Raw genomic sequence first — 24,737 nt, forward strand, 5'->3', positions numbered from 1 at the left:
CATCACAGCAGCTAGCCGCCTTCCGTGGGAGCCCAGTGTCACCGTCACGCAACAAGAAAGACATCTCCGTCACACCGCCACCAGGCACCGCGGCGCTCCCCGCCTTCTCCCTCGCCCCACGTCTGGCGCAGTTCGCCGCCGTGGCCCGCCACGAGCACGTCACCCGCGCCGCCGGCGAACTGGGCATCCCGCAGTCCTCGCTCAGCCGCGCCCTCGCCCGGCTGGAGGAGGACCTGGGCGTCGCCCTGTTCGCCCGGCACGGCCGTACGCTCTCCCTCACCCCCGCGGGACGGACCTTCCTCGCCTCGGCCGAACGCGCGCTGACCGCCCTCGAACAGGGTGCCGAGGCCGTACGGTCCGACGCCGACCCCGCCACAGGCAAGGTCGCCTTCGGCTTTCTGCACACCCTCGGCTGGGAGACGGTCCCCGAACTGCTGCGCGCCTTCCGGGCCGACCACCCGCGGGTCCGTTTCGCGCTGGTGCAGAACTACGGTGACGCCATGCTCGAGCGACTCCGCGCCGGCGAGCTGGACCTGTGCCTCACCTCGCCCATCCCCGAGGCGCCCGACCTGGTCGCCCGGCGCCTGGACGAACAGCGGCTGCGGCTGGTCGTACCGGACGACCACCGGCTGGCGGCCCGTAAGCGGGTCCGGCTGGCCGAGGCGGCCGAGGAGTCCTTCGTGACCCTGGAACCCGGCTACGGTATGCGGCGCATCCTCGACACCCTGTGCGCCGAGGCCGGGTTCACGCCCCGGATCGCCTTCGAGGGCGAGGAGGCCGAGACCATCCGTGGCCTGGTCGCCGCCGGGCTCGGCGTCGCCCTGCTGCCGCCGCCCGTCTTCCCCCGACCCGGGGTGCGCGAGCTGACCGTCACCGCGCCGCGCGCGGTCCGCGAGATCGGGCTCGCCTGGTCGGCCGGGCGTCCCGACACCCCACCGGTCGCCGCCTTCAAGAAGTTCCTGCTCAGCCGCAGGGGCCAGCTCCTGCGCACCCAGTCGGCCTCCGGCCCCGATACCTCACCTGACCACCCCGCCGGTCCACGCCCCCAGGAGGCACCGTGACCCCGCACGAGCACCCCCACCCCCACCCCCACGCGCACTCCCACTCCCACGGGTCCGGTTCCGCCACCGAACCCGACTGGGAAGCACTCGGCACCCACCTCGAACGCGAGGCCGAGCTGAAGGCGGGGTTCATCGAGGAGGCGGCCGGCTGGCTGCGCGATCTGCTCGGCCACCGGGACGTCACCCGGGTCCTGGACCTGGGCAGCGGCCCCGGCGTCACCACCACCGCGCTGGCCCACGCCTTCCCCGGTGCCGAGACGGTCGCCGTCGACAGCACCCCCGGGCTGCTGGAGCGCGCCCGTGCCCGCGCCGAACGCGAGGGACTCGCCTCCCGTATCACCCTCCGGGAGGGCGAACTCCCCACCGACCTGCCCGGCCTGGGCACCGCCGACCTCATCTGGACCAGTAACGTCGTCCACCACCTCGGTGACCAGCGCGCAGCCCTGGAGAGCTTCGCCTCGGCGCTGCGTCCTGGCGGCGTGCTGGCGGTGCGTGAACGGGGTCTGCCCACCCGCTTCCTGCCCCGCGACATCGGCATCGGCCGCCCCGGACTGCAGGCGCGGCTGGACGCGGCCGAGGAGGACTGGTTCAGCGAGATGCGCGCCCAGCTGCCCGGTCACACCCGCACCGTCGAGGACTGGCCCGCGCTGCTCGTCGCTGCGGGGCTCGCACCCACCGGCAGCCGTACGTTCCTGACCGACCTGTCCGCACCACTGGACCCCGTCGCCCGCACCCATCTGCGCGACCGCGTCGCCCGCTTCCGTGAGAGCCTTGCCGACAGCCTCTCGGCAGAGGATCTCGCGACCCTCGACACCCTGTTGGACGACGCGTCCCCGGACGGCATCCTGCGCCGCCCTGACGTCTTCTTCCTGACGGCGACGACGGTCCACACGGCGGCCCGCACGTAGGGCTCGGTCGCCCTCTCACGGGCGCGGGGAACTGCTCCCCCAGACTCCGTCCGGGAGGTGCCCCCACAGCCACCACGCACGGGCGGCCTGCGGACGGCGGAGGAGGCACCCCCTCACCAGTGCACCGGGAGGGGGAGGCGAGCCGAAGCATCCCGTGGCGCGCTGTGTCGCGCCATGACGCGCCTACCGCAGGTTCTTGCCGAAACCACTGGCCAGCGGCATCCGCAGCCCCAGCGGCGGCGGAGCGGCCAGCGCGTCGGTCAGCGGGCGGCACAGATCGCCGCCGCAGAGGGTGCCCAGGACGAAGTCCTGGGTGAGGGCTGCGACTTCGGCGGCGTAGCCGCGCAGCCCGTGCCCGTCGGTGTGCACCTCGAAACGGCACACCTGCGCGTTGACCTTCTTCGCGCGCTCGGCGAGGCGGAAGGAGAGCTCGGGGTGACACCGGGTGTCGTTCGTCCCGTGCACGATCAGCACATGGCGGCCCCGCAACTGCTGCACGGGCTCCTCGTCCCCGCCGTCCACGGGCGCCGCTCCGGCCCCGTCCGCGGGCTCGCACAGCAGGGGTCCCAGGGCCGCCACCGAGGCCACCGCCTCGTGGCCGGCCGTGCGCAGCGCCGCCAGGGCACCGATGTCGGTGCCGACCAGGCAGACGGGCACATCCCCGTACCGACGCACCACTTCCGCGACGGCGCTCTCAGCGTCGGCCGCGCACGCGGCCGCCACCCGGCTCACGCCGTCACCGTGACCGTGACCGGCACCGGAGGCCGCACCGGAGGCGGAGGCGCCCACGCCCGCGCCCACGCTCGGGTCCGCACCCCTGCCGCCGTGGCGGTAGTGCACGATGTGCGTGATCACGGGGTCGTCGTCCGAGGTGGTGCGCGCCAGCCGACGGGCCAGTGGTACCGCGGAGACCGTGGCGGCCAGCGCGGCGCCCCGGCGCGTTCCGCCCGTCCGCCCACCGCCCGGCAGTACGAGGACGACCGCGTGCGGGGCCCTTCCCACGGCCCCCCGGGGCCGTCCCAGTCGTGTCTCCCTCTCGGGCAACGCTCGCTGAGCCATGGCGCAACAATGGCACGCCCTCACGCGTTCGTAAGGCGGTTCGCAAAGCACATGCGTTCTACGCGCGTAGGCGCTACAGTGCCGTGATGGCAAGCGATTCCCCGAACACCGTCCCCACCCGGGAGCAGATCCGCCGCGCACCCAAGGTTCTGCTCCACGATCACCTCGACGGCGGGCTGCGCCCCGCGACCATCGTCGAGCTGGCCCGCGAGACCGGCTACGACGCGCTGCCGGAGACCGACGCGGAGCGGTTGGAGGTCTGGTTCCGCGAGTCCGCCGACTCCGGCTCGCTGGAGCGCTATCTGGAGACGTTCACGCACACGGTCGGCGTGCTGCAGACGCGCGACGCGCTCTTCAGGGTGGCCGCCGAGTGCGCCGAGGACCTGGCAGCCGACGGCGTGGTCTACGCCGAGATCCGCTACGCGCCCGAGCAGCACCTGCTCGGCGGGCTGACCCTCGAACAGGTTGTCGAAGCCGTCGACGAGGGCTTCCGCGAGGGCGAGCGCCGCGCCCGCGCCGGCGGCAACCGCATCCGGGTCGGCGCGCTGCTGACCGCCATGCGGCACGCCGCCCGCGCCCTGGAGATCGCCGAACTGGCCAACCGCTACCGCGATCTGGGCGTCGTCGGCTTCGACATCGCCGGGGCCGAGGCGGGCCACCCGCCCACCCGCCACCTGGACGCCTTCGAGTACCTCAAGCGCGAGAACAACCACTTCACCATCCACGCGGGCGAGGCGTTCGGTCTCCCGTCCATCTGGCAGGCCCTGCAGTGGTGCGGCGCCGACCGGCTCGGGCACGGGGTGCGCATCATCGACGACATCCAGGTCGCCGAGGACGGCACCGTCAAGCTGGGCCGGCTGGCCTCCTACGTGCGGGACAAGCGCATCCCGCTGGAGCTGTGCCCCACCTCCAACCTGCAGACCGGCGCCGCGCCGTCCTACGCCGAGCACCCCATCGGGCTGCTGCGCAGGCTGCACTTCCGTACGACGGTGAACACGGACAACCGGCTGATGAGCGGCACGAGCATGAGCAACGAATTCGAGCAGCTCGTGCACACATTCGGCTACACGCTGGACGACATGCAGTGGTTCACGGTCAATGCGATGAAGTCCGCGTTCATTCCTTTCGATGAACGTCTCGCCATGATCAATGACGTGGTCAAGCCCGGGTACGCCGCGCTCAAATCCGAATGGCTTTTCCAGGAAAACCCTCACTGACCCCGGGTGACCAGGGGTTCAGCCGTCGTCGCGCCTCGCGCGCGGGGCGGCTGAACTCACTCGGAAGGCCCCTTTGAAGCAGTGTGGAACGGCGACTTACGGCGGCGTCGGCTTGTTTGCGGCTCCTCGGAATTCCTGGCTACGTTCGCCAGGCTGCTCAAGCCCCCTCCGGGCTGCTCAAGCCCCCGTTCCGAGGACGTAAACACTGATGAAGCAGGTAGCCAAGAAGACCCTGGGCGTCGCCGCGATGAGCGCGGCGGTCGTCGCGGCGGGCGCCGGTACCGCCAACGCGCTCCCCCTCGACACGATCGGTACCCCCACCGATGTGCTCGGCTCCAAGGCGGTCGGTGCCAGCGGCCGCGCCCTCGGTCCGGTCGCCAAGAGCGCCGCCATGACCGCCGGCAAGACCCTCAAGGAGCTCCCCCTCGAGGAGGCCACCCAGGGTCTGCCGGGCGGCCTCTCCCAGCCGGTGGGCGTCGCACAGGAGGCACTCGCCGGGACGCTGACCGGCACCCCGCTCGACGGCACCGAGACGGTTGCCGACCACGCCCGTAAGGCGGCCAAGGGCAAGAGCTCCAGCCCGGGCGGCGGCATGATCGGCGGCCTGCCGCTGGGCAAGGCCCTTCCGATCGGCGGCTCGCACTGAGCGAGCACCCGGTGTGTTCCTGACGCGCGGACGGCGGGTGTCCTGTGGGCCACCCGCCGTCCGTGTTGCGCCTCGCTCCCGGGCGTCGGCCCCCAGGCACCGGCTCCGGGCGTCGGCCACCAGCAGGAGCCCCCTACCAGGAGCCCGCTACCAGGCGGAACTGTGGGTGCGGCCCTCCTCCGGGAGGAGAATCCACAGCGCCAGGTAGACAAGGAACTGCGGCCCCGGCAGCAGACACGAGGCGAGGAAGATCACCCGCATCGTGGTGGGTGTGGTGCCGAACCGGCGGGCGAGCGCGGCGCACACGCCGCCGATCATCCGGCCTTCGGTGGGGCGGGCAAGTGTGGACATCAGGACGGCTCCTTCGCTGTCCGGTCTGCACGGCGCTTCGCGTTCGCGGCGCGGTACGGCTGTCGTCGCCGTACTCCTTCGACGGTAGACCGGACTTCCCGGACGAAACCTCGCCTCAGGGTGCCATTCCGACCCTGGTCGTTCTCGGGGTCGAACCCTGACTTTTCTCCTTACGCTCGCCGAGCCCGCCCCGGGGCGCGACGGCATGCGACCGCTGCTCCCGCTCTCCGAGCCGGTCGCCGTGGCCCCCGTAGTCGCCGTCCCGGTGCCGCAGCCAGCGGCGCAGCAGCGGGAAGAGCAGACCGGCCGAGAGCGCCACGCCCGTGGTGTTCAGCAGCACCGAGTCGATGTCGGCAACGTGCCCCGGCACCCCCGTCTGCGCCAGGGTGAGGACGACCGACACCATCGCCCCCGCGAAGACCGTGCGTGCCACGGTGCCCGGCAGCCGTCGGTGCAGCCGCCCGGTGGCCAGCGGCAGCAGCACCCCGAACGGCGCCAGCAGCAGCAGTCCGCCGCCGATTCCCTCCAGCGTCGCCCGGGGCCCCTCGGCCAGGTCCGAGCGGATGCTGGCCAGCGGATGCAGATTGGCCGGCGCCACCCAGGGCACCGACAGCGGGCGCAGCGTCAGCCAGCCGACGAGACACAGATGCGCCGCCAGCAGGAGGAGTCCCGCGAGGCGGATTCGGGTGGCGGAGGGTGTCGGGCCGCCGGAGCCTAGGCGCTGCACGTCATGGAAGACGCCGACGCGTTCCGCTGTGGTTCCGGGGTGGTGTGCCGAGCAGGTCATGGCTGTGTCACACGACGGTTCCGCACCGTGCTCCGCCCGGCGCTCCGTGACGCGTGCGGCGCATGCGTCACCTGCGACGCATGCAGCGTCACAGGTGGGTGCCAGCCGTCTCGGCGGACTGGGGATGGGTGCGCAGCGCGGAGCCGCACTCGTAACGCCGGAGCGGCGAGCCGTCCCCGTCGTTCCCGTCCCCGTCACCGTTCCCGTCCCTCTTACCGCTGCCGGCGGGTCCGCCCAGGACCACACCGCCCTCGGCGTCGGCGGCCGAGGTGTCCGCGTAGGTGCACACGATCTGCGCCAGCGCGTACGGCGGCAGCTTGTCCAGCGGCTCGCTGAGCCGCAGCGCCTCGTCCGGGTCGCCGTCCGTGCCCTTGCTGATCGTCAGCCTCCTGGGGACGGCGGTCTCGAAGCCTGCCGACTTCTCGACGGTCTGCGGCGGCTTCCTCAGCTCGTTCAGCAGTTTGCGGGCCACCGGCAGCCGCTCCGCAGAGGAGCGCCCGCCCGGCATCCGCACCTCCCGCTCGACGGGCGAGACGCGCGAGCCGCACACCAGATAGACGCGGACGACGGAGGCGGAGCCGCCTCCCTCGGGGCTCTCGCGGTCGTCAGACAGCACACAGCCCACCCGGGAGGGTGCAGCGCCGGCGTCCACCGGTACGGAAGTGGCGCGGATGCCGCAGCCGGTGGCCAGCGAGGCCAGGGCACACAGCAGCGCGAGCGCGGCGACACGGCGCCTCATCGATCGTCCCCCTCCCCGCGCCCCCGCGCCTGCGGGCCACCCGATTCGCCGTCCGAGCCGTTGTCCGGCCGGTCGTCCGGGCCTACGCCGCTGTCACCGGCGCCGCCCGCGCCAGGGGTGTCGGTGCCGTTCTCGTCGTTGCCGTCGCCATCGCGGCTTCGGTCGCTCCCGCTGGTGTCACCGTGCACGTCGTGCACGTCGTGCTGGTCGTGCTCGCCGTTCTCGCGCTCCTCGGCGATCCGGCGGGCGTCACGTGGGAGCCGGAGGGTGAAGACCGCGCCGCCCTCGCCCTCGGGCGCGTTGTGCGCGGTGATCTCGCCGCCGTGGATATGGGCGTTCTCCAGCGCGATGGACAGGCCCAGACCGCTGCCCTCGGAGCGGGGGCGGGAGGCGCTGGCCTTGTAGAAGCGGTCGAAGACATGCGGAAGCACATCCTCCGGGATGCCGGGCCCCTGGTCGGCGACCTCGATCAGCAGCGCGTCGTCCTCGGTGCGCACCGAGACCCGCACCGGGGAGCCGCCGTGCTTGAGGGCGTTGCCGATGAGGTTGGCGAGGATGACATCCAGGCGGCGCGGATCGAGCCGCGCCATGATCCCGCGGTCCGCGTCCAGTTCGACCGCGTCCAGCCAGGCGCGGGCGTCGATGCAGGCGGTCACCTGGTCCGCCACGTCCACGTCGTCCAGCACCAGCTTGGCCGTACCCGCGTCGAAGCGGGTGACCTCCATCAGGTTCTCCACCAGGTCGTTGAGCCGCCGGGTCTCGCTCACCACCAGCTGTACGGCGGGCGCGATCATCGGGTCGAGGTTGTCCTGCTCCTCCTCCAGCACCTCGGTGACCGCGGAGATCGCCGTCATGGGTGTCCGCAGCTCGTGCGACATATCGGCGACGAAGCGCCTGCTGGACGCCTCCCGGGCGCTCAGCTCGGCAACCCGCTGCTCCAGCGAGGCCGCCGCGTCGTTGAACGTACGGGACAGCTCCGCCAGCTCGTCCGTGCCCGAGACCCGCAGCCGGGTCTCCAGCTTGCCCTCGCCCAGCCTGCGCGCCGCCTCTCCCAGCCGCCTTACGGGCCGCAGCACGGTCGTTGCGGCGGCCTGTGCCAGCAGCATCGCGCCGATCAGCGCCAGCGCGGTGGCGATCCCCAGCGACCAGGCCAGCGAGTTGAGGTCGTCACGCTCGGGCCGCAGGGACTTGAGCAGGTACCCGGTGGGCGTCGGCTCCTCGCCGATCACCTTGGCGCCGCCGACCAGGTACGGGTCGCCGTCCAGCGTGATCCGCTGCCAGTACAGGTGGTACGGGTGCTTGTTCTTCTTGTCGACGGAACGCTTCTTGGCGACGGCGCTGCGCAGCCGCTCGGGGACGTCCCCAAGCGTGAAGTCGTCCACGTTGGAGGCCGCGGCGCACTTCTTGCCGTCCTCGGTGCGGTCGATGAGCAGCACCTGGTAGTTCTGCGAGCTGCGTGCCATCTTCGCGGCCGCCTCGCGCAACTCCTGGCAGCTGAGCTTGCGGGGGAGGTTGCCCGCGTTGTCCTCCATGGCCTTGCGGAAGTCGTTGAGGGCCGCGTTCTGGGCACGGGTGAGGACCGCGTCGCGGTTGAGCCAGTAGGCGATGCCGGAGGCGGAGACGGCGGCGGTGAGCGCCACCAGCGCGAAGACGACGACCAGGCGCAGCCGCAGGGTGGGCAGTACCCCGGCGAGCCGGGTGCGCAGGCGCTCGCCGAGAGAGGGGGCCTCGGTCACTCGGCGGTCCCGTCCGCCGCGGTCCCGTACGCCCTGTCCCCGCACGCCGTGGTCGTACACGCCGTGGTCCTGCAGACCGTGGTCCCGCACGCCGTGGTCCCGTTGGCCGTACGCGTCGACACTGCGATTCCGTTCGTACGTCGGGTCACTGCGGGGCGTCCAGTCGGTAGCCGACGCCGCGCACGGTACGGATCAGGGTGGGGGAGGAGGGCACGTCCTCGACCTTGGCGCGCAGCCGCTGCACACAGGCGTCCACCAGCCGCGAGTCGCCGAGGTAGTCGTGCTCCCACACCAGCCGGAGCAACTGCTGCCGCGAGAGGGCCTGCCCCGGCCGCCTGCTCAGCTCCAGCAGCAACCGCAGTTCGGTCGGCGTCAGTTGCAGGTCCTCGCCGTTCTTGGTGACCGTCATCGCCGAGCGGTCGATCACCAGCGAGCCGAACGTCGCCGAGTCGTTGGACTCCCGTTCGCCGCGCCGCATCACGGCACGGATGCGCGCGTCGAGCACCCGACCCTGGACGGGCTTGACGACATAGTCGTCCGCACCCGACTCCAGGCCCACCACGACGTCGATGTCGTCGCTGCGCGCCGTCAGCAGAATGATCGGCAACTGGTCCGTGCGGCGGATGCGGCGGCACACTTCGAAGCCGTCGATGCCGGGCAGCATCACGTCCAGCACGATCAGGTCGGGGCGCTGCTCGCGCAGCAGTTTCAGGCCGTCCTCGCCGGACGCGGCGGTCACCACGCGGTGCCCCTGGCGGGTCAGACCCATCTCCAGGGCGGTACGGACAGCGTCATCGTCCTCGATCAGCAACAGGAAAGGCACGCGCGCCATTCTGGCCCATGGCGCCCCCATACTTCGACCGGCGGTCGTCGCAGGGCAGCGACACGCCCCCCGGCCTGCGCGTTGTGTGGCCCGCCGCCCCTTGTGACACCGCTGTGACAGACGGGGGACCTGGCGATGAAATGAGGGCGGCAGTGTGTACGGGGTCAAGCAAGCGATCGGGTTCTGCTCCGAGGGGGCGCGAGATGAACACACTGCACGGCACCAACACGAGCGCAGTCCTTCACACGCGTCTGCACCTCCCTTCGGTTCCCGTTTCTTCGAACCGGTCCGGTTCGCAGAGCCGGCCGGGCGAGAAGTCCGGCGCCGAGACGGGTACCGCCCTGCTGGAGCGGAGCCGGGAGCTTGTGGGCGGGCGAGGATGTGCCCGCGGTGCCGGACGTGTGCGGCCGCGGACCGTCTTCGGCCCCGCCGTCGAGGGGCTCCGGGGGGACGCCCCTGGGGGGAACACGGGGGAACAGGGGGAAACCCGAGGGGAGACGGGGAACACGGGGGAGAACGGGAGCGAGGGGAACTCCCGTAGGAGTGGCGATTACAGGGAGGCGGCCGTTCTCGGCACCGCCGGGGCGTACGTGGGGGACGCTGCCTCGGACGGTGAGACGGACGCGGACGCCGAGGCGGCGTTCACCGCGTACGTACGCGAACGCCGGGCCTCCCTGTACGCCACCGCCTACCACCTGACCGGCGACCGGTACGAGGCCGAGGACCTGCTGCAGAGCGCGCTGTTCTCCACGTACCGGGCCTGGGGCCGGATCAGCGACAAGGCCGCCGTCGGCGGTTACCTGCGGCGCACCATGACCAACCTGCACATCAGCGCCTGGCGCCGCCGCAAGCTGAACGAGTACCCGACCGAGGAGTTGCCCGAGACGGCCGGCGAGCAGGACGCGATGCGCGGCACCGAACTGCGCACCGTCCTGTGGCAGGCCCTGGCCCGCCTGCCCGAACTCCAGCGCACCATGCTGGTGCTCCGCTACTACGAGGGCCGGACGGACCCTGAGATCGCGGACATACTCGACATCAGTGTCGGCACGGTCAAGAGCAGCATCTGGCGCTCCCTGCGCCGCCTCCGCGACGACGAGGTCCTCAGCTTCGGCCGCAACCAGGAAGAAAGCTTCGACGAACTGGTCGCCTGACCGCGCGACCGTCCGCCGAAAACGATCGTCTGCCCCCGCGGGGACACGGGGGCAGGCGATACGGGGGAAACGGGGGAAGGGAAAAGGGGAAACAGGGGGGCAACGGGGAACACCGGGGGGACAAAAGAGCGGTTCCGGGGAGGGTCACACCCTCCCCGGAACCGCTCTTTCACGTGCTCGCATGCTGGTCAGCGGAGAGCGACCGGGAGGGAACGCACCGTCGGGAACGTGGGGTTCCGTCTTGGGTCAGGGGGCAGCTTCGCGGAGGTGGGTGATGCGGGCCGCGGCTTGCGGGTGGGCGCAGGGATGGGCGCTCAGGGCGTGGTGGCGGGCGACGATGGCGGGCTCGGCGCGCAGGAGGCGGAGGCCGCGGGTGAGGAGGGTGGGGAGCGGCTTGCGGGACTCGCGGATGTCGCGGACCAGCCGGCGGCGGAAGGTCGTCAGAGGGTGGCCGCGCAGGCAGATGGCATCGGCGAGCAGGCCGAGGGCGGTGCAGCGTGCGGTGATGTCGGCGGCGAAGATGCCCTCGGCGATGAAGAGCGGGGAGCCGGCGAGATCCAGCTGCTCCTCGCCGGTACGGGTGCTGCGGGAGATGTCGTAGAGGGGGACCGTGGCGGTGCCTTCGCCGCAGAGGCGGGTGATGGCGCGTACGGCGGCGTCCGCGTCCCAGGAGAGCGGCGAGTCCCAGTCGACCTCGGTTCCGACGAGGGGGAGGGTCGGGTCGTCACCCTCCTTGTAGAAGTCGTCCAGGCGCAGGACGGGGAGCCCGCTGCGCGCCGCCAGTCGGGTCTTGCCGGAGCCGGAGGGGCCCGTGAGCAGGATGACCCGGGCGGCGGTGGCGGGGGCCGCAACGGGTGCCGGGACCGCGGGGGTCGCTCGCTCGGGTACGTCGCATACGTCGCTGGAGTCGGTCACGGGCAACCATTGTCCGGCATCCACCGGGTGGAATCGAAGGCGCGTGCGGCAACCCAGGGGAAGCGTGTGCGGCGATCGCGGGTAGCGGTCCGTGAAATGGACGCGGCTGGAATTCGTCCGCACCGACGCGCGCCCGCCCCTCCCGGAAACCGTTCCCGAACAGCGAGAATGGCGCCCCACAGCAACCTGATGGAAGAGGGAGGCCCGCACGTATGGCTCAGGAAGTACGCGGGGTCGTCGCGCCGGGTAGGAACGAGGCGGTGCGGGTCGAGACGATCGTCGTCCCCGACCCGGGCCCCGGCGAGGCAGTCGTTCAGGTGCAGGCGTGCGGCGTGTGCCACACGGACCTGCACTACAAGCAGGGCGGAATCAGCGACGACTATCCCTTCCTCCTCGGACACGAGGCGGCGGGCGTCGTGGAGGCGGTCGGCGACGGGGTGACGGACGTCGAGCCGGGCGATTTCGTGATCCTCAACTGGCGTGCCGTGTGCGGACAGTGCCGGGCGTGCAAGCGCGGGCGGCCGTGGTACTGCTTCGACACCCACAACGCCGAGCAGAAGATGACCCTCAAGAGTGACGGGCGCGCGCTGGAGCCGGCCCTGGGAATCGGCGCCTTCGTCGAGAAGACGCTGGTCGCCGCCGGGCAGTGCACCAAGGTGGACCCGGCCGTCTCGCCCGCCGTCGCCGGGCTGCTGGGCTGCGGCGTGATGGCCGGGATCGGCGCGGCGATCAACACCGGGCAGGTGACCCGCGGGGACACCGTCGCCGTCATCGGCTGCGGCGGCGTCGGGGACGCGGCCATCGCGGGGGCGCGGCTCGCGGGTGCGGCGAAGATCATCGCGGTGGACATCGACGACCGCAAGCTCACCACGGCGGAGAAGATCGGCGCCACGCACGTCGTCAACTCCGCCACCGCCGACCCGGTCGCGGCCATCCGCGAGCTGACCGGCGGCTTCGGCGCCGATGTCGTCATCGAGGCGGTGGGCCGTCCGGAGACGTACGAGCAGGCGTTCTACGCCCGCGATCTGGCGGGCACCGTCGTGCTCGTCGGCGTACCGACCCCGGAGATGAAGCTGGAACTGCCGCTGCTGGACGTCTTCGGGCGGGGCGGCTCGCTCAAGTCCTCCTGGTACGGCGACTGTCTGCCCTCCCGGGACTTCCCGATGCTGGTCGACCTCCATCTGCAGGGACGGCTCGACCTGGGCGCCTTCGTCACTGAGACGATCGCGCTGGACGAGGTCGAGAAGGCGTTCGAGCGCATGAACGGTGGCGATGTGCTGCGTTCGGTGGTGATGCTGTGATGGCGGCCCGCATCGATCACCTCGTCACCAGCGGGGAGTTCCGGCTGGACGGGGAGACGCACCAGGTCGACAACAACGTGTGGATCGTCGGGGACGACCGGGAAGTCGTCGTCATCGACGCGGCGCATGACGCGGACGCCATCGCGGCAGCCGTCGGGGAGCGTACGCTGCGCGCGATCGTGTGCACCCACGCGCACAACGACCACATCGACGCGGCGCCCGCGCTCGCGGAGCGTACGGGCGCGCCCGTTCTGCTGCACCCGGACGATCTGCCGCTGTGGGAGATGACCCACCCAAAGCGGGCGCCCGACGGCGAGCTGGCGGACGGCCAGGTGGTGTCGGTGGCCGGTACGGATCTGACCGTGCTGCACACTCCCGGCCACGCGCCGGGTGCCGTCTGTCTGTACGCGCCGACCCTGGGCACCGTCTTCACCGGCGACACGCTCTTCCAGGGTGGCCCGGGGGCGACGGGGCGCTCCTTCTCGGACCATCCGACCATCGTCCGCTCGATCAAGGAGCGGCTGCTGACGCTGCCGCTGGAGACTGTCGTACGGACGGGGCACGGGGACAGCACGACGGTGGGGGAGGAGACGGCCAACGTCTGACCTGGCTCCGCGCTGCCCCGCCCGCCCCATGGGCGCCCACCGTCTCGCCGGTGGGTGCCCCATGGGGAGCGGCAGATGGGGGAGCGCCGCCTACTGCTGGTAGCTCTCCAGGAAGCGGCCGATGCGGGAGATCGCCGCATCGAGGTCGTCCGCCCGCGGCAGCGTGAGGATGCGGAAGTGATCCGGGTGGGCCCAGTTGAAGCCGGTGCCCTGGACGACCTGGATCTTCTCGCGGAGCAGCAGGTCGAGGACGAAGCGTTCGTCGTCGTGGACCTTGTGGACCTCGGGGTCCAGCCGGGGGAACGCGTACAGGGCGCCCTTGGGCTTCACGCAGCTGACGCCGGGGATCTCGTTCAGCTTCCGCCAGGCCACGTCCCGCTGTTCGCGCAGCCGCCCGCCGGGCAGTACCAGGTCCTCGATCGACTGGCGGCCGCCGAGTGCGGCCTGGATGGCGTGCTGGGCAGGCGCGTTGGGGCACAGCCGCATGGAGGCGAGCATGCCCAGGCCCTCCAGATAGTCGCGGGCGTGCTGTTTGGGCCCTGAGACCAGCAGCCAGCCGGAGCGGAAGCCCGCCACGCGGTACGCCTTGGAGAGGCCGCTGAAGGTGAGGCAGACCAGGTCGGGGGCGAGCGTGCCGACGTGGTGGTGGACGGCGTCGTCGTAGAGGATCTTGTCGTAGATCTCGTCGGAGAAGACCAACAGCCCGTTGCGGCGGGCCAGGTCGAGGATGCCCTCCAGCAACTCGCGCGGGTAGACGGCACCGGTGGGATTGTTGGGGCTGATGATGACGACGGCCTTGGTGCGGGGGGTGATCTTCGCGGCCATGTCGTCCAGGTCGGGCAGCCAGTCGGCCTGCTCGTCGCAGACGTAGTGCACGGCCTTGCCGCCGGCCATCGTCGTCACTGCCGTCCACAGCGGGAAGTCCGGTGCGGGGATCAGGATCTCGTCGCCGTCCTCGACCAGGGCCTGTACGGCCATGGAGACGAGTTCCGAGACCCCGTTGCCCAGGTAGACGTCGTCCACGTCGGCCTCGGGGAAGCCGCGCTCCTGGTAGTGCTGGGCCACCGCACGGCGGGCCGGGAGGATGCCGCGCGACTCGGTGTAGCCGTGTGCCTGGGGGAGCATCCGCACCATGTCCTGGATGATCTCCTCCGGCGCCTCGAACCCGAACAGCGCTGGGTTGCCGGTGTTGAGGCGGAGCACGCTGTGGCCTGCCTCCTCCAGCGCGTCGGCCTGTTCGATCACCGGGCCGCGGATCTCGTAACAGACCTCGCTGAGCTTGTTCGACTGCCGGAACTCCATGGTGCCCCGCCCTCCTGGTCCACATCTGGCTACTTGGTTCTACCAAGCTGGCACTTGGAAAGTCCAACTTAATGTCTAGACTGAGCGGCATGCCGAGCCACGCGAGTACGAGCGAGAGAACGACCAACCCGGGGCGGTCCCGGCGCAGTTACGACCAGTTCTGCGCCATGGCGCGCGCCCTCGACTCGGTGGGGGACCGCTGGACCCTGCTCATCGTCCGCGAACTGCTGGCCGGTCCGCGCCGTTACACCGACCTGCACGCCGACCTGCCCGGCGTCAGCACCGACGTACTGGCCGCGCGGCTCAAGCACATGGAGGGCGAAGGGCTGGCCGAACGCCGCCGCCAGCCCCGCCCGGCGTCCGGCTACGTCTACGAACTCACCGAGCGCGGCCGCGCGCTGCTGCCCGTGCTGACGGCCCTCGCCGACTGGGGCGCCCCCGCGCTGGGCAAGCCACGCGCCACCGACGCCGTGCGCGCCCACTGGTGGGCGCTGCCCCTGCGGGACGCCGTGCAGCGGGCGGTCGGGCACGAGAGGGCGCTCGTCGATGTCGTACTCCCCGAAGGTACCTTCCACCTGCGATTGGGTGACGCCAAGGGCGGCTCGCTGTACGGCGAGGGCCCGGCGTCCGAGGGCGCCGACCTGCGACTGGAGCTGGCTGCTGAGGAGTGCGTGGCGCTTGCGGAGGGCTCGCTGGCGCTGGCGGACGGCGTCCGGGCGGGGGCGGTACGGGTGGCAGGGGCGGGTCCGCTGGCGCGCTCTTTGGCCACGGGTGGCCGGCAGGCCGAGACGGGGTAGCGGCTGCACTGCCAGGCACCCGTACGGGCCGAGGCGGGATGCCGACACGGCGCAGTGGACGTATCGTCCGTATATGGGTGACGTGTGGTGCCGCTGGTGCGGTACGAGGGTCAGGAGCAGCGCCGAGGCCACCCGCGGCAGCTTCCGCTTCGGGTACAGCCGCAGCGCCGCGTCTGTCGACCGTGGCAGGTGACGACCATGCATCCCCCCGAAGGAGCCACCGACCACGGCGGAGGGCTGCTGGATGCGCTGCTGGCCAACCTTGTGCGGGACACCGGCGCATCGGTGGGAGCGGTGTTTCTGCTGCCGCCGGGAGAGCGTGCGCTACGGCCGGTAGTGGCTTCCGGTTTGTCCCGGCAGGTCCTCGCTCCGTGGAACCGGGTACCCGTGGACGCCGAGATCCCGGTGACGGACGCTGTACGCAGGCGGCGTCTCGTGTGGCTGACCGGCCAGGAGGAGATGGCCCGCCGCTACCCGCGGGTCGGCTTCGTCCTGCCGTACGATTTCATGCTCGCCGCAGCGCCGATCACGGGCGACACCACCGTGTGGGGTGGCATTGTGCTGCTGTGGCCCGTCTGGCACCCGCCGCAGCTCAGTGCGGCCGAGCAGGAGGCGATCACCGCCTGCTGTCGGCGTGCGGCAGAGCTCCTGCAACAGGCCGCCGACAGCGGCCGTCCGCTGGAGATCCCTCATGAACCTCGTCTGCTGCCCGCGCTGCACCCCCACACGGCCGACCCCGCCCGGGCCATGGCCGCCCTGGGTTTCGCCGAGCGGCTGCCCGTGGGCTGCTGCGCGCTCGACTTGGACGGCCGTCTCACCTTCATCAACTCCGCAGGCGCCGAACTGATCGGCTCCAGTGCCGCCTCTCTCCTGGGCAAACGGCCCTGGGAGGTGCTGCCGTGGCTGTACCATCCGGTCTTCGAGGACCGCTACCGAGAGGCGATGTTCTCCCGGCAGCCCACTGCCTTCACGGCCGAGCGCCCTCCCGACTCCCGGCTGTCCTTCCAGCTCTACCCGGACGACAGCGGTATCAGCATCCACATCACCCCCACCGCCAAGGAACCGACCGCCACTGATGACGTCGGCGCTGCGGCCCTGTCCACAGCCGGGCCCGTAGGAGCGACGGCGCTGTACCACCTCACGTACCTTGCCACCGCCCTCGCCGAGGCATTCGGAGTACAGGACGTGGTCGAAACGGCAGCCGACCAGATCGTGCCGGGCTTCGGCCCGAAGGCCATGGCTCTGCAGATCCTGGAGGAAGGACGACTGCAGCTCACCAGCCACCGCGGCTACAGCCCTGAGCTGGTGGCCCGCTTCGGAGGGACACCGCTGCACTCCGGCACTCCTGCCGCGCGCGTCGTCACCACAGGTGTGGCGAGCTTCTTCGCCACCTTCGCCGACCTCAAGAGGGCCTACCCGCAGGCGCACGAGGACGACATGGCCTCGTGGGCCTTCCTCCCCCTGACCGTCTCCGGCAGTCCGGTCGGCTCCCTGATCCTCGCCTATGACGAGCCCCACCCGTTCCCGCCCGCCGAGCGGGCCTTGCTCATGTCGCTGGCCGGGCTGATCGCCCAGGCCGTGGACCGCGCCCGCCTCTACGACGCCAAGCACGCTCTCGCCCACGCCCTGCAGACCGGTCTGCTGCCGCACGCCCTGCCGCGCCTCTCCGGCCTGGAGGTCGCCGCCCGTTACCAGCCCGCCGACCACGGTGTCGACATCGGCGGTGACTTCTACGACCTCATCCGCTGCACACCCACGACGGCCGTCGCCGCGATCGGCGACGTGCAAGGCCACAACACCACTGCCGCCGCCCTGATGGGACAGGTCCGAACCGCCGTCCACGGCCACGCCGCCGTCGGTACCTCCCCCCACGAGGTCCTCGCACGCACCAACCGCCTGCTGACCGATCTCGACCCCGGACTGTTCGCAAGCTGCCTCATCGCGCACCTCGACCTCACAAACCACCGCGCGCTTCTGGCCACGGCCGGCCACCCCCCGGCCCTGCTCCGCCACCCCGACGGGCGCACCGACATCGTTCACCTGCCCCCAGGGCTGCTGCTGGGCATCGATCCGGACGCCGGATATTCCACTACCGAGGCCCCCCTCCCGCCCGGCGCCGTCCTCGTCCTGTACACCGACGGGCTCGTCGAGTGGCCCGGCTGCGACATCGACGACGCCATCAGCGCACTCGCCCGCCACCTGGAAGCAGCCGAACCCGAGAGTCTCGAAGCCCTGGCCGACGGCATCCTCCGGCAGGCCGAACGGTCGGCACCCCGCCATGACGACATCGCCCTGCTCCTCATCCGCGCAGCCGACGGACCATGACCGCTGCTCTCACACGGCCATCAGGTGACGTACGAACGCGGTCAGGCGCCGATCGGATGCCAGACCGTCTTCGTCTCCAGGAAGGCGGTCATCCGCTCAAGGCCGGGTTCGGCCGCCCAGTCGTCGCCGTCCGGCCGCAGCACCCGCTTCAGGTTCTCAGCAGCGGCGCCCTCCAGCTCTGCGGCCAACTCGGCGTCGGCGCCCGCCAGGTCGATGGCGTTCACGTCCTGGTGCGCGGCCAGCGGGCGGGCGAGTTCGGCCGTGTCGCCGGAGAGCATGTTGACCACGCCCCCGGGCAGGTCCGAGGTGGCCAGCACCTCGGCCAGCGAGAGCGCGGGCAGCGGTGCCGCCTTCGAGGCGACCACGACGGCCGTATTGCCCGTGACGATCACCGGTGCGAGCACTGACACCAGCCCGAGCAGCGACGAGCTCCGCGGCGCCAGCACGGCCACCACACCTGTCGGCTCCGGTGTCGAGAGGTTGAAGAACGGCCCCGCGACCGGGTTGCCGCCGCCCACCACCTGGGCGAGCTTGTCCGACCAGCCCGCGTACCAGACCCAGCGGTCGATCGCCGCGTCCGTCCGCGCCTGTGCCTTCGCCTTCGACAGCCCCTCGGCCGACGCCACCTCGGCGGCGAACTGCTCGCGGCGCCCCTCCAGCATCTCCGCGATCCGGTAGAGGATCTGCCCCCGGTTGTAGGCCGTCGCGCCCGACCAGCCGCCGAACGCCTTACGGGCCGCGACCACCGCGTCCCGCGCGTCCTTACGGGAGGCGAGCGGGGCATTGGCCAGCCACTGGCCGCTCTTCGCTTCCGTCACCTCGTACACCCTGCCGCTCTCGCTGCGAGGGAACTTGCCCCCGACGTACAGCTTGTAGGTCTTCAGTACGGACAGCCGCGCGCTGCTGTGCGTATCAGGCGTGCTCAAGGTAAGCCTCCAGACCGTGCCTGCCACCCTCGCGGCCGTAGCCGGACTCCTTGTAGCCGCCGAACGGCGAGGTCGGATCGAACTTGTTGAACGTGTTGGCCCACACCACGCCGGCCCGCAGCTGGTTGGCCAGCTTCAGGATGCGCGAGCCCTTCTCCGTCCAGATACCGGCGGAGAGGCCGTAGGGCGTGTTGTTGGCCTTGGCGACCGCCTCGTCCGGCGTACGGAAGGTGAGCACCGACAGCACAGGGCCGAAGATCTCCTCACGGGCGATCCGATGCGCCTGGCTGACGCCCGTGAAGACCGTGGGCGCGAACCAGTAGCCCTCGCCCGGCAGCTCGCACGGCGGCGACCAGCGCTGGGCACCCTCCGCCTCGCCCGCCTCGGCCAACTCGGTGATCCGGGCCAGCTGCTCGGCGGAGTTGATGGCGCCCACATCGGTGTTCTTGTCCAGCGGATCACCGACCCGCAACGTGCCGAGCCGCCGCTTGAGCGCGTCCAGCAGCTCCTCCTGGACCGACTCCTGGACCAGCAGCCGGGAGCCGGCGCAGCACACCTGCCCCTGGTTGAAGAAGATCCCGCCGACGATGCCCTCCACCGCCTGGTCGAGGGGCGCGTCCTCGAACACGATGTTCGCGCCCTTCCCGCCCAGCTCCAGTGTCAGCCGCTTCTCCGTCCCCGCCACCGTCCTGGCGATCTGCTTCCCCACGGCGGTCGACCCGGTGAACGCCACCTTGTTCACATCCGGGTGCCCGACCAGCGACGCACCGGTCGCACCATCACCCGTGACGATGTTGACGACGCCCTTGGGCAGCCCCGCCTGCCGGCAGATGTCCGCGAAGAACAGCGCCGACAGCGGCGTCGTCTCGGCCGGCTTGAGCACCACCGTGTTGCCGGCAGCCAGCGCCGGAGCGACCTTCCAGGCCAACATCAGCAGCGGGAAGTTCCACGGGATGACCTGCGCGGCGACCCCCAGCGCACGCGGATTCGGCCCGCATCCGGCATACGCCAGCTTGTCGGCCCAGCCCGCGTAGTAGAAGAAGTGCGCCGCCACCAACGGCAGATCGGCGTCCCGCGTCTCCCGGATCGGCTTGCCGTTGTCCAGCGTCTCCAGCACCGCCAGCTCACGCGCACGCTCTTGAACGATCCGCGCGATCCGGAACAGATACTTCGCCCGCTCGGCCCCCGGCATCGCCGACCACGCCCCGAACGCGGCACGCGCAGCCCGCACCGCCGCGTCGACATCGGCCTCGTCCCCGTACGCGACCTCGGACAGCACCTCTTCACTCGCCGGCGCCAGTGTCTTGAACACCTTCCCGGCGGCCGCCTCACGGAACTCCCCGTCGATGAAGAGTCCGTACGACGACGCGATCTCGACGACGGACCGGGACTCGGGCGCGGGCGCGTAAGCGAACAACTTTGCGTTCATCGGCTCAGTCCACCGTTACGTAGTCGGGACCGGAGTAGCGCCCGGTCGAGAGCTTCTGGCGCTGCATCAGCAGATCATTGAGCAGACTTGATGCCCCGAACCGGAACCAGTCCGGACTGAGCCAGTCGTCTCCCACCGTCTCGTTCACCATCACCAGGTACTTGATCGCGTCCTTGGCCGTCCGGATCCCACCGGCGGGCTTGACCCCCACCTGACGCCCCGTGGCAGCCCGGAAGTCCCGTACGGCCTCCAGCATCAGCAAGGTGTTGGGAGGCGTGGCATTCACCGCCACCTTCCCCGTCGAGGTCTTGATGAAGTCGGCCCCGGCGAGCATGGCCAGCCAGGAGGCCCGCCGGATGTTGTCGTAGGTGGCCAGCTCCCCGTTCTCGAAGATCACCTTCAGATGGGCCGCGCCGCAGGCGGCCTTCACCTCCTGGATCTCCTCGAACACCTGCATGTACCGACCGGCCAGAAAGGCACCCCGGTCGATCACCATGTCGATCTCGTCGGCGCCGGCGGCAACCGCGTCCCGCGTATCGGCCAGCTTCACCGGCATCGCGGCGCGCCCGGACGGGAACGCCGTGGCCACGGACGCCACATTGATCTCACCCGCCCCCAGCTCGGCCAGCGCCTCCTTGGCGACGGCCGCCATGTCCCCGTACACACAGATGGCGGCCACCCGGGGCGTCGAACGATCTCCCGGGTCCGGCCGGGCGCCCTTGGCACACAGGGACCGCACCTTGCCCGGCGTATCGGCCCCCTCCAGCGTCGTCAGGTCGATCATCGAGATCGCCAGATCGAGCGCGTACGCCTTGGCGGTCGTCTTGATGGAACGGGTCCCCAGCGCGGCGGCCCGGGCCTCCAGCCCGACCGCGTCGACACCGGGAAGCCCCTGCAGAAAGCGACGGAGAGCGGCATCGGAAGTCACGACGTCGGAGAGGGAGCCCCTCCCCGCGTCGCGAGGGGCCGCATCGGTAGGCATGCTCACCAGAGCACCATATCTACGCGCGTAGTGACTGTCACCCCTCCCCACTCGACCACCCACCGAAAACGTCACCCCTTGAACAGGTGACGAAACAAACCCAAGCCCCCCCAGCACGACCACCCCAAACGCCTCCCCGTGGTCACCGAACCCTGGGCCCGCCCTCCCGATCGACAAGCCCGACTTGCCGCTCCAGTGCCGCGGGGGACGAGCAACCCGGCAACACGGCATGTGGTAGCACTGCGTCCATGAAGGGCAAGCCCAGTGACCGTGCTGGCTATCACCATGGCGACCTCCCCGCCGCCCTCACCGCGGCGGCCGTCGAGCTCCTGGACGAGCGCGGAATGGAGCAGGTGACCGTACGGGAAGTGGCGCGCCGCGCAGGGGTCTCGCCGGGCGCCCCGTTCCGCCACTTCGCCGACCGCCAGGCCCTGCTGACGGCGGTGGCCGACCGCGTTCTGGCCGACTTCGCTGAGCATCAGCTCCGCACGGTCGCTGAGGCCGAGCGGTCGATGATGCGCGCTCTGGGCCTGGGGTTCGTCCGTTACGCGATCCGCCACCCGCGCCGCTTCGAGCTGATCAGGACCAGGGTGTTCGGTGGCAGTCAGCCCGTCGAGTTGCACCAGCGCCTCGCGGACATCGAGCGGGTCTTCACCGAGATCATCGTCGCCGACCAGGAGGCCGGGGTGCTGCGGCCCGGTGACCCGGCGATCGTGGGTCTCGCGGGACAGGCCGTTGTCTACGGCCTGTCCCAGATGATCGTCGACGGATACCTGCCGCCGGACCGCGCTGAGCAGCTCGCCGAGCAGGTGCTGGACACCTTCGGCATGGGCATCGCCAACGTCCCTGATTCCAGGGAGGGTTGACCCGCGCTCCAAGCCTTGACCCGCGCTCCGGCCGCTGATGTAATCGTTGATTACATCAGCCGAGGAGGCGCCGATGCGCGTGCCACGCCCGTCCCGCATACCGCGTTTCCCGAACCCGGCGGCCACCGGCACGGTCACCATCAACGCGACCCCGGCTGCCGCGTACCGCGTCGTCAGTGATCCGCTCCTGCTGACGCGGCTCGGCGAAGAGGCACACCGCGCCCGCTGGCTGGGCGGCGCTACGACCGCCGCGGTGGGTGCCCGTTTCCGCGGCTACAACCGCAACGGCTTCAGACGCTGGTTCACCAACTGCCGTATCACGGACGCGGATCCGAACCGGAGGTTCGCCTACGAGGTGGCGGCGCCGCTCGGAGTCCCCATCTCCCGGTGGCAGTACGACATCGCGTCCGTACCGGACGGCTGCTGCACCGTCACCGAGACCAACTGGCTGCGCGTGCCGCTGTGGTTCATTCCCTTCGCCATCCTGATCACGGGCGTCCCCGACCGCATCGGCGTCAACGAGCGCCACATCACCACGACCCTGAAGCGCCTCAAGCACCGTCTTGAGGAGTCACCCCTGCCCGGCACGGCGGGCAACTCGGGGGGCGGTGAGCGGCGCACGGGGTGACCAGCACAGCGACTCGGTGAGTCACACCAGGAAGGAGACCCGCACATGAAAGATGTACGCGACTTGCTCGACCCTGGCGCGTGTGTGTGAACGGCGGACAGCGAGTGGTGGTGTCGCTTGCGGCGGCCGGTTTGTCGACGGCTGTGCTGACGGGATGCGGCGACGTGGAGGGGAAGATCGGAAACTACGACGACGTCACGGTCTGGCCGGCTGCCGACCCCCGGGGCCGGCAGCCGGTCGGCAGGCTGACCACGCTCACCCCGGTGACGGTCGAGTGCTACACACCGGGTGAAACGGATGCGTCCGGATACGGCTACGGCGCGACGTACAAGGTCTCCTACGACGGCGGATCGGGCTATGTCGCCGCGAGCACGTCGATCATCAGCGACGACGGCGAGGTGTCCCCCGACCGGGTACCCGAGTGCTGAGGCGCCGCCGCTTCCGGACCTGTCTTCCGGCCGATCGGTCTTCGGTCCGTTCGGGCTCTTCGATGCCGTACCGCAATGTCCGTCATGCGGACGGTCCGGCACAATCGTTCGCATGACGAGCGAGGACAGTGAGGACAGCGGGGACAAGGGCCGGGGCGACGGCGCGGGAAGCGGCGGGCAGGAGTTCCCCGACCGGGTGTACCGCTCGCCCGCCGGAATGGCGGGCGGTATCGCGCTGCTGGCCATCGGCCTGTGGCTCTCCATCGACGCGATCATCGGCGGCGAGGGCCGCACACCATGGCTCGCGCTGGCCGGCCTGCTGTTCACCGTACCGCTCGTGGTCGCATTCACCCTGCGCCCCGCCGTCTTCGCGGGGGAGCGCCGGATGCGGGTCCGCAACCCGTTCAGGACGATCGAGGTGCCCTGGGGAGCCGTGGAGGCCGTACGCGCCGGATACTCCAGCGAGGTCGTCGCCGACGGAAAGAAGTACCAGCTCTGGGCCATCCCGGTCTCCCTCCGCGCCCGCAAGAAGGCGACCCGGCACAACGAGCGGATCGCCTCGGGCCGCCCGCCCGCTGCCGGACCCGGTGGACTGTTCGGCGGGCGCGGGGTGCCGCAGGTCGCCGCTGGGGACGCGGACACGGCGGAGAAGCGGGCCCCTTCCGACCAGACCATTGACGAGCTCCGGGAGCTGCTGGAGACGCACGGCGAGAAGGATGCGGCCCGGGGCGCGGTCGCCGTCCGCTGGGCCTTCGAGGTCATCGCCCCCTCCGCGGCAGGCGCCGTCCTCCTGGCCGTCCTGTTGGCCACGGGCTAGCCGGGGCTGAGCGGAGCGCCCCGTCAGGGGCGCGGGTCGTGCGCCTCCATCTTCGCGACCACCAGCTCCGCCTCCCGCTCGGAGAGCGCCAACCCGAACGTTCCGGACAGCAGCCCGGGCAGCTCCTGCGGCTGCACGGTGCGCTTCTCGTCCGGCTCCGCCCCGGTGTTGGTGGCGGCGTGCATCGTCCAGGTGAGGCCGTCGAGCCGGTCGGTGCGCTCGGGGCGGATGCGCTGGATGAAGAGGCGGCGGTTGAAGGGGGAGTGGTCGCTGGTGGCGATGAAGTGGTTGCCGAGCTGGTAGTCCACCGGGTACTGGGGGTTCTCGGTGAAGTTGTGCCGCACCATCCAGCCGCCCCGCCCGTCCGGCTGGTGCAGCGCCCAGCCGTCCGCGCCCGGAGTGATCTCGGTGCGGCGCAGCAGGAAGGGCCGGCCCTCGATGGTCACCTCGTTGCCTGCCTCGCCCTCGACCAGCTCGATCGGGGCGAGAGGGCTGCCACCGTAGCCGATGTCGCTCAGCCAGCGACGCCCGTCGATGTCGACGAGCAGCATGGCGTGCGTCGCCGGAAGGATCTTCTCAGCGCCCAGCTGCACCCGCCCGCTCACCGCTGTGAAGCGGAAGCCCATCCGCTCCAGCGCTGCCGCGTAGAGCGTGGCGTGTTCGTAGCAGTAGCCGCCGCGGCCCCGTCGGACGAGCTTGGCCTGGAGGTCGGCCAGGTCCAGCGAGACCGACTGGTGCAGAAAGCTGTCCAGGTTGTCCCAGCGCACCGAGAGCACATGTGCCCGGTGCAGTGCCCGCAGGGTCTCCAGCGAGGGGTCACGCTCCCCCTCGTACCCGAGTCTGTCGAGGTACGCCTCAAGATCGAGCTGCTCACCGTGCCACATGGTTGTCGACCCTCCTGCCTGGGATTCCGTTCGGGCGGCCATCCGCCTGTCCGG

Annotated in this window: 25 protein-coding genes; 13 read left to right on the plus strand and 12 right to left on the minus strand. The window is 71.0% G+C overall.

Translation table 11 applies throughout. The features are described from left to right. The first annotated feature begins 35 nt into the window (after positions 1-35). Complete coding sequence (locus JW592_RS15350; protein WP_372446510.1) at positions 36-1,061, plus strand: LysR family transcriptional regulator; 1,026 nt, start codon at positions 36-38, stop codon at positions 1,059-1,061. After that, positions 1,058-1,969, plus strand: a complete 912-nt coding sequence (locus JW592_RS15355) for a class I SAM-dependent methyltransferase (RefSeq protein ID WP_209265620.1) — start codon at positions 1,058-1,060, stop codon at positions 1,967-1,969. The genes JW592_RS15350 and JW592_RS15355 overlap by 4 nt, the downstream gene beginning before the upstream one ends. 183 nt (positions 1,970-2,152) lie before the next feature. Here the strand turns inward: JW592_RS15355 and JW592_RS15360 are convergent, their stop codons facing one another. Next, a complete protein-coding gene (locus JW592_RS15360; RefSeq protein ID WP_209265621.1) occupies positions 2,153-3,028 on the minus strand; it encodes a prolyl oligopeptidase family serine peptidase in 876 nt (291 codons plus the stop codon). A gap of 86 nt (positions 3,029-3,114) precedes the next feature. Between JW592_RS15360 and JW592_RS15365 the strand changes: the two genes are divergently transcribed. Beyond that, on the plus strand, positions 3,115-4,245 hold the full coding sequence (locus JW592_RS15365; RefSeq protein ID WP_209265622.1) for an adenosine deaminase: 1,131 nt from the start codon (positions 3,115-3,117) through the stop codon (positions 4,243-4,245). Positions 4,246-4,453: 208 nt separating this feature from the next. Continuing rightward, positions 4,454-4,891, plus strand: a complete 438-nt coding sequence (locus JW592_RS15370; protein WP_209265623.1) for a hypothetical protein — start codon at positions 4,454-4,456, stop codon at positions 4,889-4,891. A gap of 147 nt (positions 4,892-5,038) precedes the next feature. On the opposite strand, the gene JW592_RS15375 is transcribed toward JW592_RS15370, so the two are convergent. The 5 genes from JW592_RS15375 to afsQ1 form a co-directional block, all read right to left on the minus strand. After that, positions 5,039-5,242 carry a PspC domain-containing protein gene (locus JW592_RS15375; RefSeq protein WP_209265624.1) on the minus strand — a complete coding sequence of 68 codons (204 nt, stop codon included), beginning with the start codon at positions 5,240-5,242 and terminating at the stop codon, positions 5,039-5,041. A 115-nt stretch (positions 5,243-5,357) separates the two neighbouring features. Then, a complete protein-coding gene (locus tag JW592_RS15380; protein WP_209265625.1) occupies positions 5,358-6,029 on the minus strand; it encodes a VanZ family protein in 672 nt (223 codons plus the stop codon). Between the two features lie 88 nt (positions 6,030-6,117). Beyond that, complete coding sequence (locus JW592_RS15385) at positions 6,118-6,768, minus strand: hypothetical protein (RefSeq protein WP_209265626.1); 651 nt, start codon at positions 6,766-6,768, stop codon at positions 6,118-6,120. Next, entirely contained in the window at positions 6,765-8,504 is a 1,740-nt protein-coding gene (locus JW592_RS15390) for an ATP-binding protein (RefSeq protein WP_209265661.1), read from the minus strand. Before JW592_RS15390 ends, JW592_RS15385 begins: the two co-directional genes overlap by 4 nt. Before the next feature lie 145 nt (positions 8,505-8,649). Then, entirely contained in the window at positions 8,650-9,327 is a 678-nt protein-coding gene (gene afsQ1 / locus JW592_RS15395) for a response regulator (RefSeq protein WP_209243345.1), read from the minus strand. Positions 9,328-9,530: 203 nt separating this feature from the next. Here afsQ1 and JW592_RS15400 point away from each other — a divergent pair, with 203 nt between their 5' ends. Further along, a complete protein-coding gene (locus JW592_RS15400; protein ID WP_209265627.1) occupies positions 9,531-10,478 on the plus strand; it encodes a SigE family RNA polymerase sigma factor in 948 nt (315 codons plus the stop codon). Between the two features lie 246 nt (positions 10,479-10,724). Here the strand turns inward: JW592_RS15400 and JW592_RS15405 are convergent, their stop codons facing one another. Continuing rightward, the gene (locus JW592_RS15405; RefSeq protein ID WP_372446512.1) at positions 10,725-11,393 is read right to left on the minus strand and encodes a uridine kinase family protein; all 669 of its coding nucleotides are present in this window, start codon (positions 11,391-11,393) and stop codon (positions 10,725-10,727) included. Between the two features lie 212 nt (positions 11,394-11,605). On the opposite strand from JW592_RS15405, the gene JW592_RS15410 reads away from it, so the two are divergent. Both JW592_RS15410 and JW592_RS15415 read left to right on the plus strand, forming a co-directional pair. Continuing rightward, entirely contained in the window at positions 11,606-12,694 is a 1,089-nt protein-coding gene (locus JW592_RS15410) for an S-(hydroxymethyl)mycothiol dehydrogenase (protein ID WP_209265628.1), read from the plus strand. Then, a complete protein-coding gene (locus tag JW592_RS15415) occupies positions 12,694-13,299 on the plus strand; it encodes an MBL fold metallo-hydrolase (RefSeq protein ID WP_209265629.1) in 606 nt (201 codons plus the stop codon). The genes JW592_RS15410 and JW592_RS15415 overlap by 1 nt, the downstream gene beginning before the upstream one ends. Before the next feature lie 90 nt (positions 13,300-13,389). Here the strand turns inward: JW592_RS15415 and JW592_RS15420 are convergent, their stop codons facing one another. Then, positions 13,390-14,601, minus strand: a complete 1,212-nt coding sequence (locus JW592_RS15420) for a pyridoxal phosphate-dependent aminotransferase (RefSeq protein ID WP_209265630.1) — start codon at positions 14,599-14,601, stop codon at positions 13,390-13,392. 89 nt (positions 14,602-14,690) lie between these two features. Between JW592_RS15420 and JW592_RS15425 the strand changes: the two genes are divergently transcribed. Next, on the plus strand, positions 14,691-15,398 hold the full coding sequence (locus JW592_RS15425; protein ID WP_229376061.1) for a winged helix-turn-helix transcriptional regulator: 708 nt from the start codon (positions 14,691-14,693) through the stop codon (positions 15,396-15,398). A gap of 198 nt (positions 15,399-15,596) precedes the next feature. Next, a complete protein-coding gene (locus JW592_RS15430; RefSeq protein ID WP_209265632.1) occupies positions 15,597-17,723 on the plus strand; it encodes a SpoIIE family protein phosphatase in 2,127 nt (708 codons plus the stop codon). 41 nt (positions 17,724-17,764) lie between these two features. On the opposite strand, the gene JW592_RS15435 is transcribed toward JW592_RS15430, so the two are convergent. Genes JW592_RS15435 through deoC form a run of 3 tightly spaced genes read right to left on the minus strand, consistent with a single transcriptional unit; the run spans position 17,765 to position 21,060 of the window. Next, positions 17,765-18,649: an aldehyde dehydrogenase family protein gene (locus JW592_RS15435; protein ID WP_209265633.1), complete on the minus strand. Its 885-nt coding sequence runs from the start codon at positions 18,647-18,649 to the stop codon at positions 17,765-17,767. Next, positions 18,636-20,078, minus strand: coding sequence for an aldehyde dehydrogenase family protein (locus tag JW592_RS15440; protein WP_209265634.1), 1,443 nt, complete (start codon positions 20,076-20,078; stop codon positions 18,636-18,638). The genes JW592_RS15435 and JW592_RS15440 overlap by 14 nt, the downstream gene beginning before the upstream one ends. A 4-nt stretch (positions 20,079-20,082) precedes the next feature. Further along, entirely contained in the window at positions 20,083-21,060 is a 978-nt protein-coding gene (deoC, locus tag JW592_RS15445; protein WP_209265663.1) for a deoxyribose-phosphate aldolase, read from the minus strand. Between the two features lie 248 nt (positions 21,061-21,308). On the opposite strand from deoC, the gene JW592_RS15450 reads away from it, so the two are divergent. The 4 genes from JW592_RS15450 to JW592_RS15465 all read left to right on the plus strand — a co-directional run bounded on the left by JW592_RS15450 (position 21,309) and on the right by JW592_RS15465 (position 23,799). Beyond that, the gene (locus JW592_RS15450; protein WP_209265635.1) at positions 21,309-21,926 is read left to right on the plus strand and encodes a TetR/AcrR family transcriptional regulator; all 618 of its coding nucleotides are present in this window, start codon (positions 21,309-21,311) and stop codon (positions 21,924-21,926) included. A 73-nt stretch (positions 21,927-21,999) separates the two neighbouring features. Further along, on the plus strand, positions 22,000-22,554 hold the full coding sequence (locus JW592_RS15455; RefSeq protein WP_209265636.1) for an SRPBCC family protein: 555 nt from the start codon (positions 22,000-22,002) through the stop codon (positions 22,552-22,554). Between the two features lie 86 nt (positions 22,555-22,640). After that, positions 22,641-22,982, plus strand: coding sequence for a hypothetical protein (locus JW592_RS15460; protein ID WP_209265637.1), 342 nt, complete (start codon positions 22,641-22,643; stop codon positions 22,980-22,982). A gap of 112 nt (positions 22,983-23,094) precedes the next feature. Then, a complete protein-coding gene (locus JW592_RS15465; RefSeq protein WP_209265638.1) occupies positions 23,095-23,799 on the plus strand; it encodes a PH domain-containing protein in 705 nt (234 codons plus the stop codon). A 23-nt stretch (positions 23,800-23,822) separates the two neighbouring features. Here JW592_RS15465 and JW592_RS15470 read toward each other — a convergent pair. After that, positions 23,823-24,737: arylamine N-acetyltransferase family protein (locus JW592_RS15470; protein WP_307805425.1), on the minus strand; the 915-nt coding region annotated here is incomplete at its 5' end.

It is taken from the genome of Streptomyces spirodelae, assembly GCF_017676385.1.
GTDB lineage: Bacteria > Actinomycetota > Actinomycetes > Streptomycetales > Streptomycetaceae > Streptomyces > Streptomyces spirodelae.

Excerpts from the sequence above, each read along its gene's own strand:
- JW592_RS15365 (WP_209265622.1), top strand. The coding sequence starts at position 3,115 with ATGGCAAGCGATTCCCCGAACACCGTCCCCACCCGGGAGCAGATCCGC.
- JW592_RS15455 (WP_209265636.1), top strand. The coding sequence starts at position 22,000 with ATGCGCGTGCCACGCCCGTCCCGCATACCGCGTTTCCCGAACCCGGCG.
- deoC (WP_209265663.1), bottom strand. The coding sequence starts at position 21,060 with ATGCCTACCGATGCGGCCCCTCGCGACGCGGGGAGGGGCTCCCTCTCC.
- JW592_RS15385 (WP_209265626.1), bottom strand. The coding sequence starts at position 6,768 with ATGAGGCGCCGTGTCGCCGCGCTCGCGCTGCTGTGTGCCCTGGCCTCG.
- JW592_RS15415 (WP_209265629.1), top strand. The coding sequence starts at position 12,694 with ATGGCGGCCCGCATCGATCACCTCGTCACCAGCGGGGAGTTCCGGCTG.
- JW592_RS15370 (WP_209265623.1), top strand. The coding sequence starts at position 4,454 with ATGAAGCAGGTAGCCAAGAAGACCCTGGGCGTCGCCGCGATGAGCGCG.
- JW592_RS15450 (WP_209265635.1), top strand. The coding sequence starts at position 21,309 with ATGAAGGGCAAGCCCAGTGACCGTGCTGGCTATCACCATGGCGACCTC.
- JW592_RS15375 (WP_209265624.1), bottom strand. The coding sequence starts at position 5,242 with ATGTCCACACTTGCCCGCCCCACCGAAGGCCGGATGATCGGCGGCGTG.
- JW592_RS15410 (WP_209265628.1), top strand. The coding sequence starts at position 11,606 with ATGGCTCAGGAAGTACGCGGGGTCGTCGCGCCGGGTAGGAACGAGGCG.
- JW592_RS15380 (WP_209265625.1), bottom strand. The coding sequence starts at position 6,029 with ATGACCTGCTCGGCACACCACCCCGGAACCACAGCGGAACGCGTCGGC.
- JW592_RS15400 (WP_209265627.1), top strand. The coding sequence starts at position 9,531 with ATGAACACACTGCACGGCACCAACACGAGCGCAGTCCTTCACACGCGT.
- JW592_RS15425 (WP_229376061.1), top strand. The coding sequence starts at position 14,691 with ATGCCGAGCCACGCGAGTACGAGCGAGAGAACGACCAACCCGGGGCGG.
- JW592_RS15420 (WP_209265630.1), bottom strand. The coding sequence starts at position 14,601 with ATGGAGTTCCGGCAGTCGAACAAGCTCAGCGAGGTCTGTTACGAGATC.
- JW592_RS15465 (WP_209265638.1), top strand. The coding sequence starts at position 23,095 with ATGACGAGCGAGGACAGTGAGGACAGCGGGGACAAGGGCCGGGGCGAC.
- JW592_RS15360 (WP_209265621.1), bottom strand. The coding sequence starts at position 3,028 with ATGGCTCAGCGAGCGTTGCCCGAGAGGGAGACACGACTGGGACGGCCC.
- JW592_RS15440 (WP_209265634.1), bottom strand. The coding sequence starts at position 20,078 with ATGAACGCAAAGTTGTTCGCTTACGCGCCCGCGCCCGAGTCCCGGTCC.
- JW592_RS15430 (WP_209265632.1), top strand. The coding sequence starts at position 15,597 with ATGCATCCCCCCGAAGGAGCCACCGACCACGGCGGAGGGCTGCTGGAT.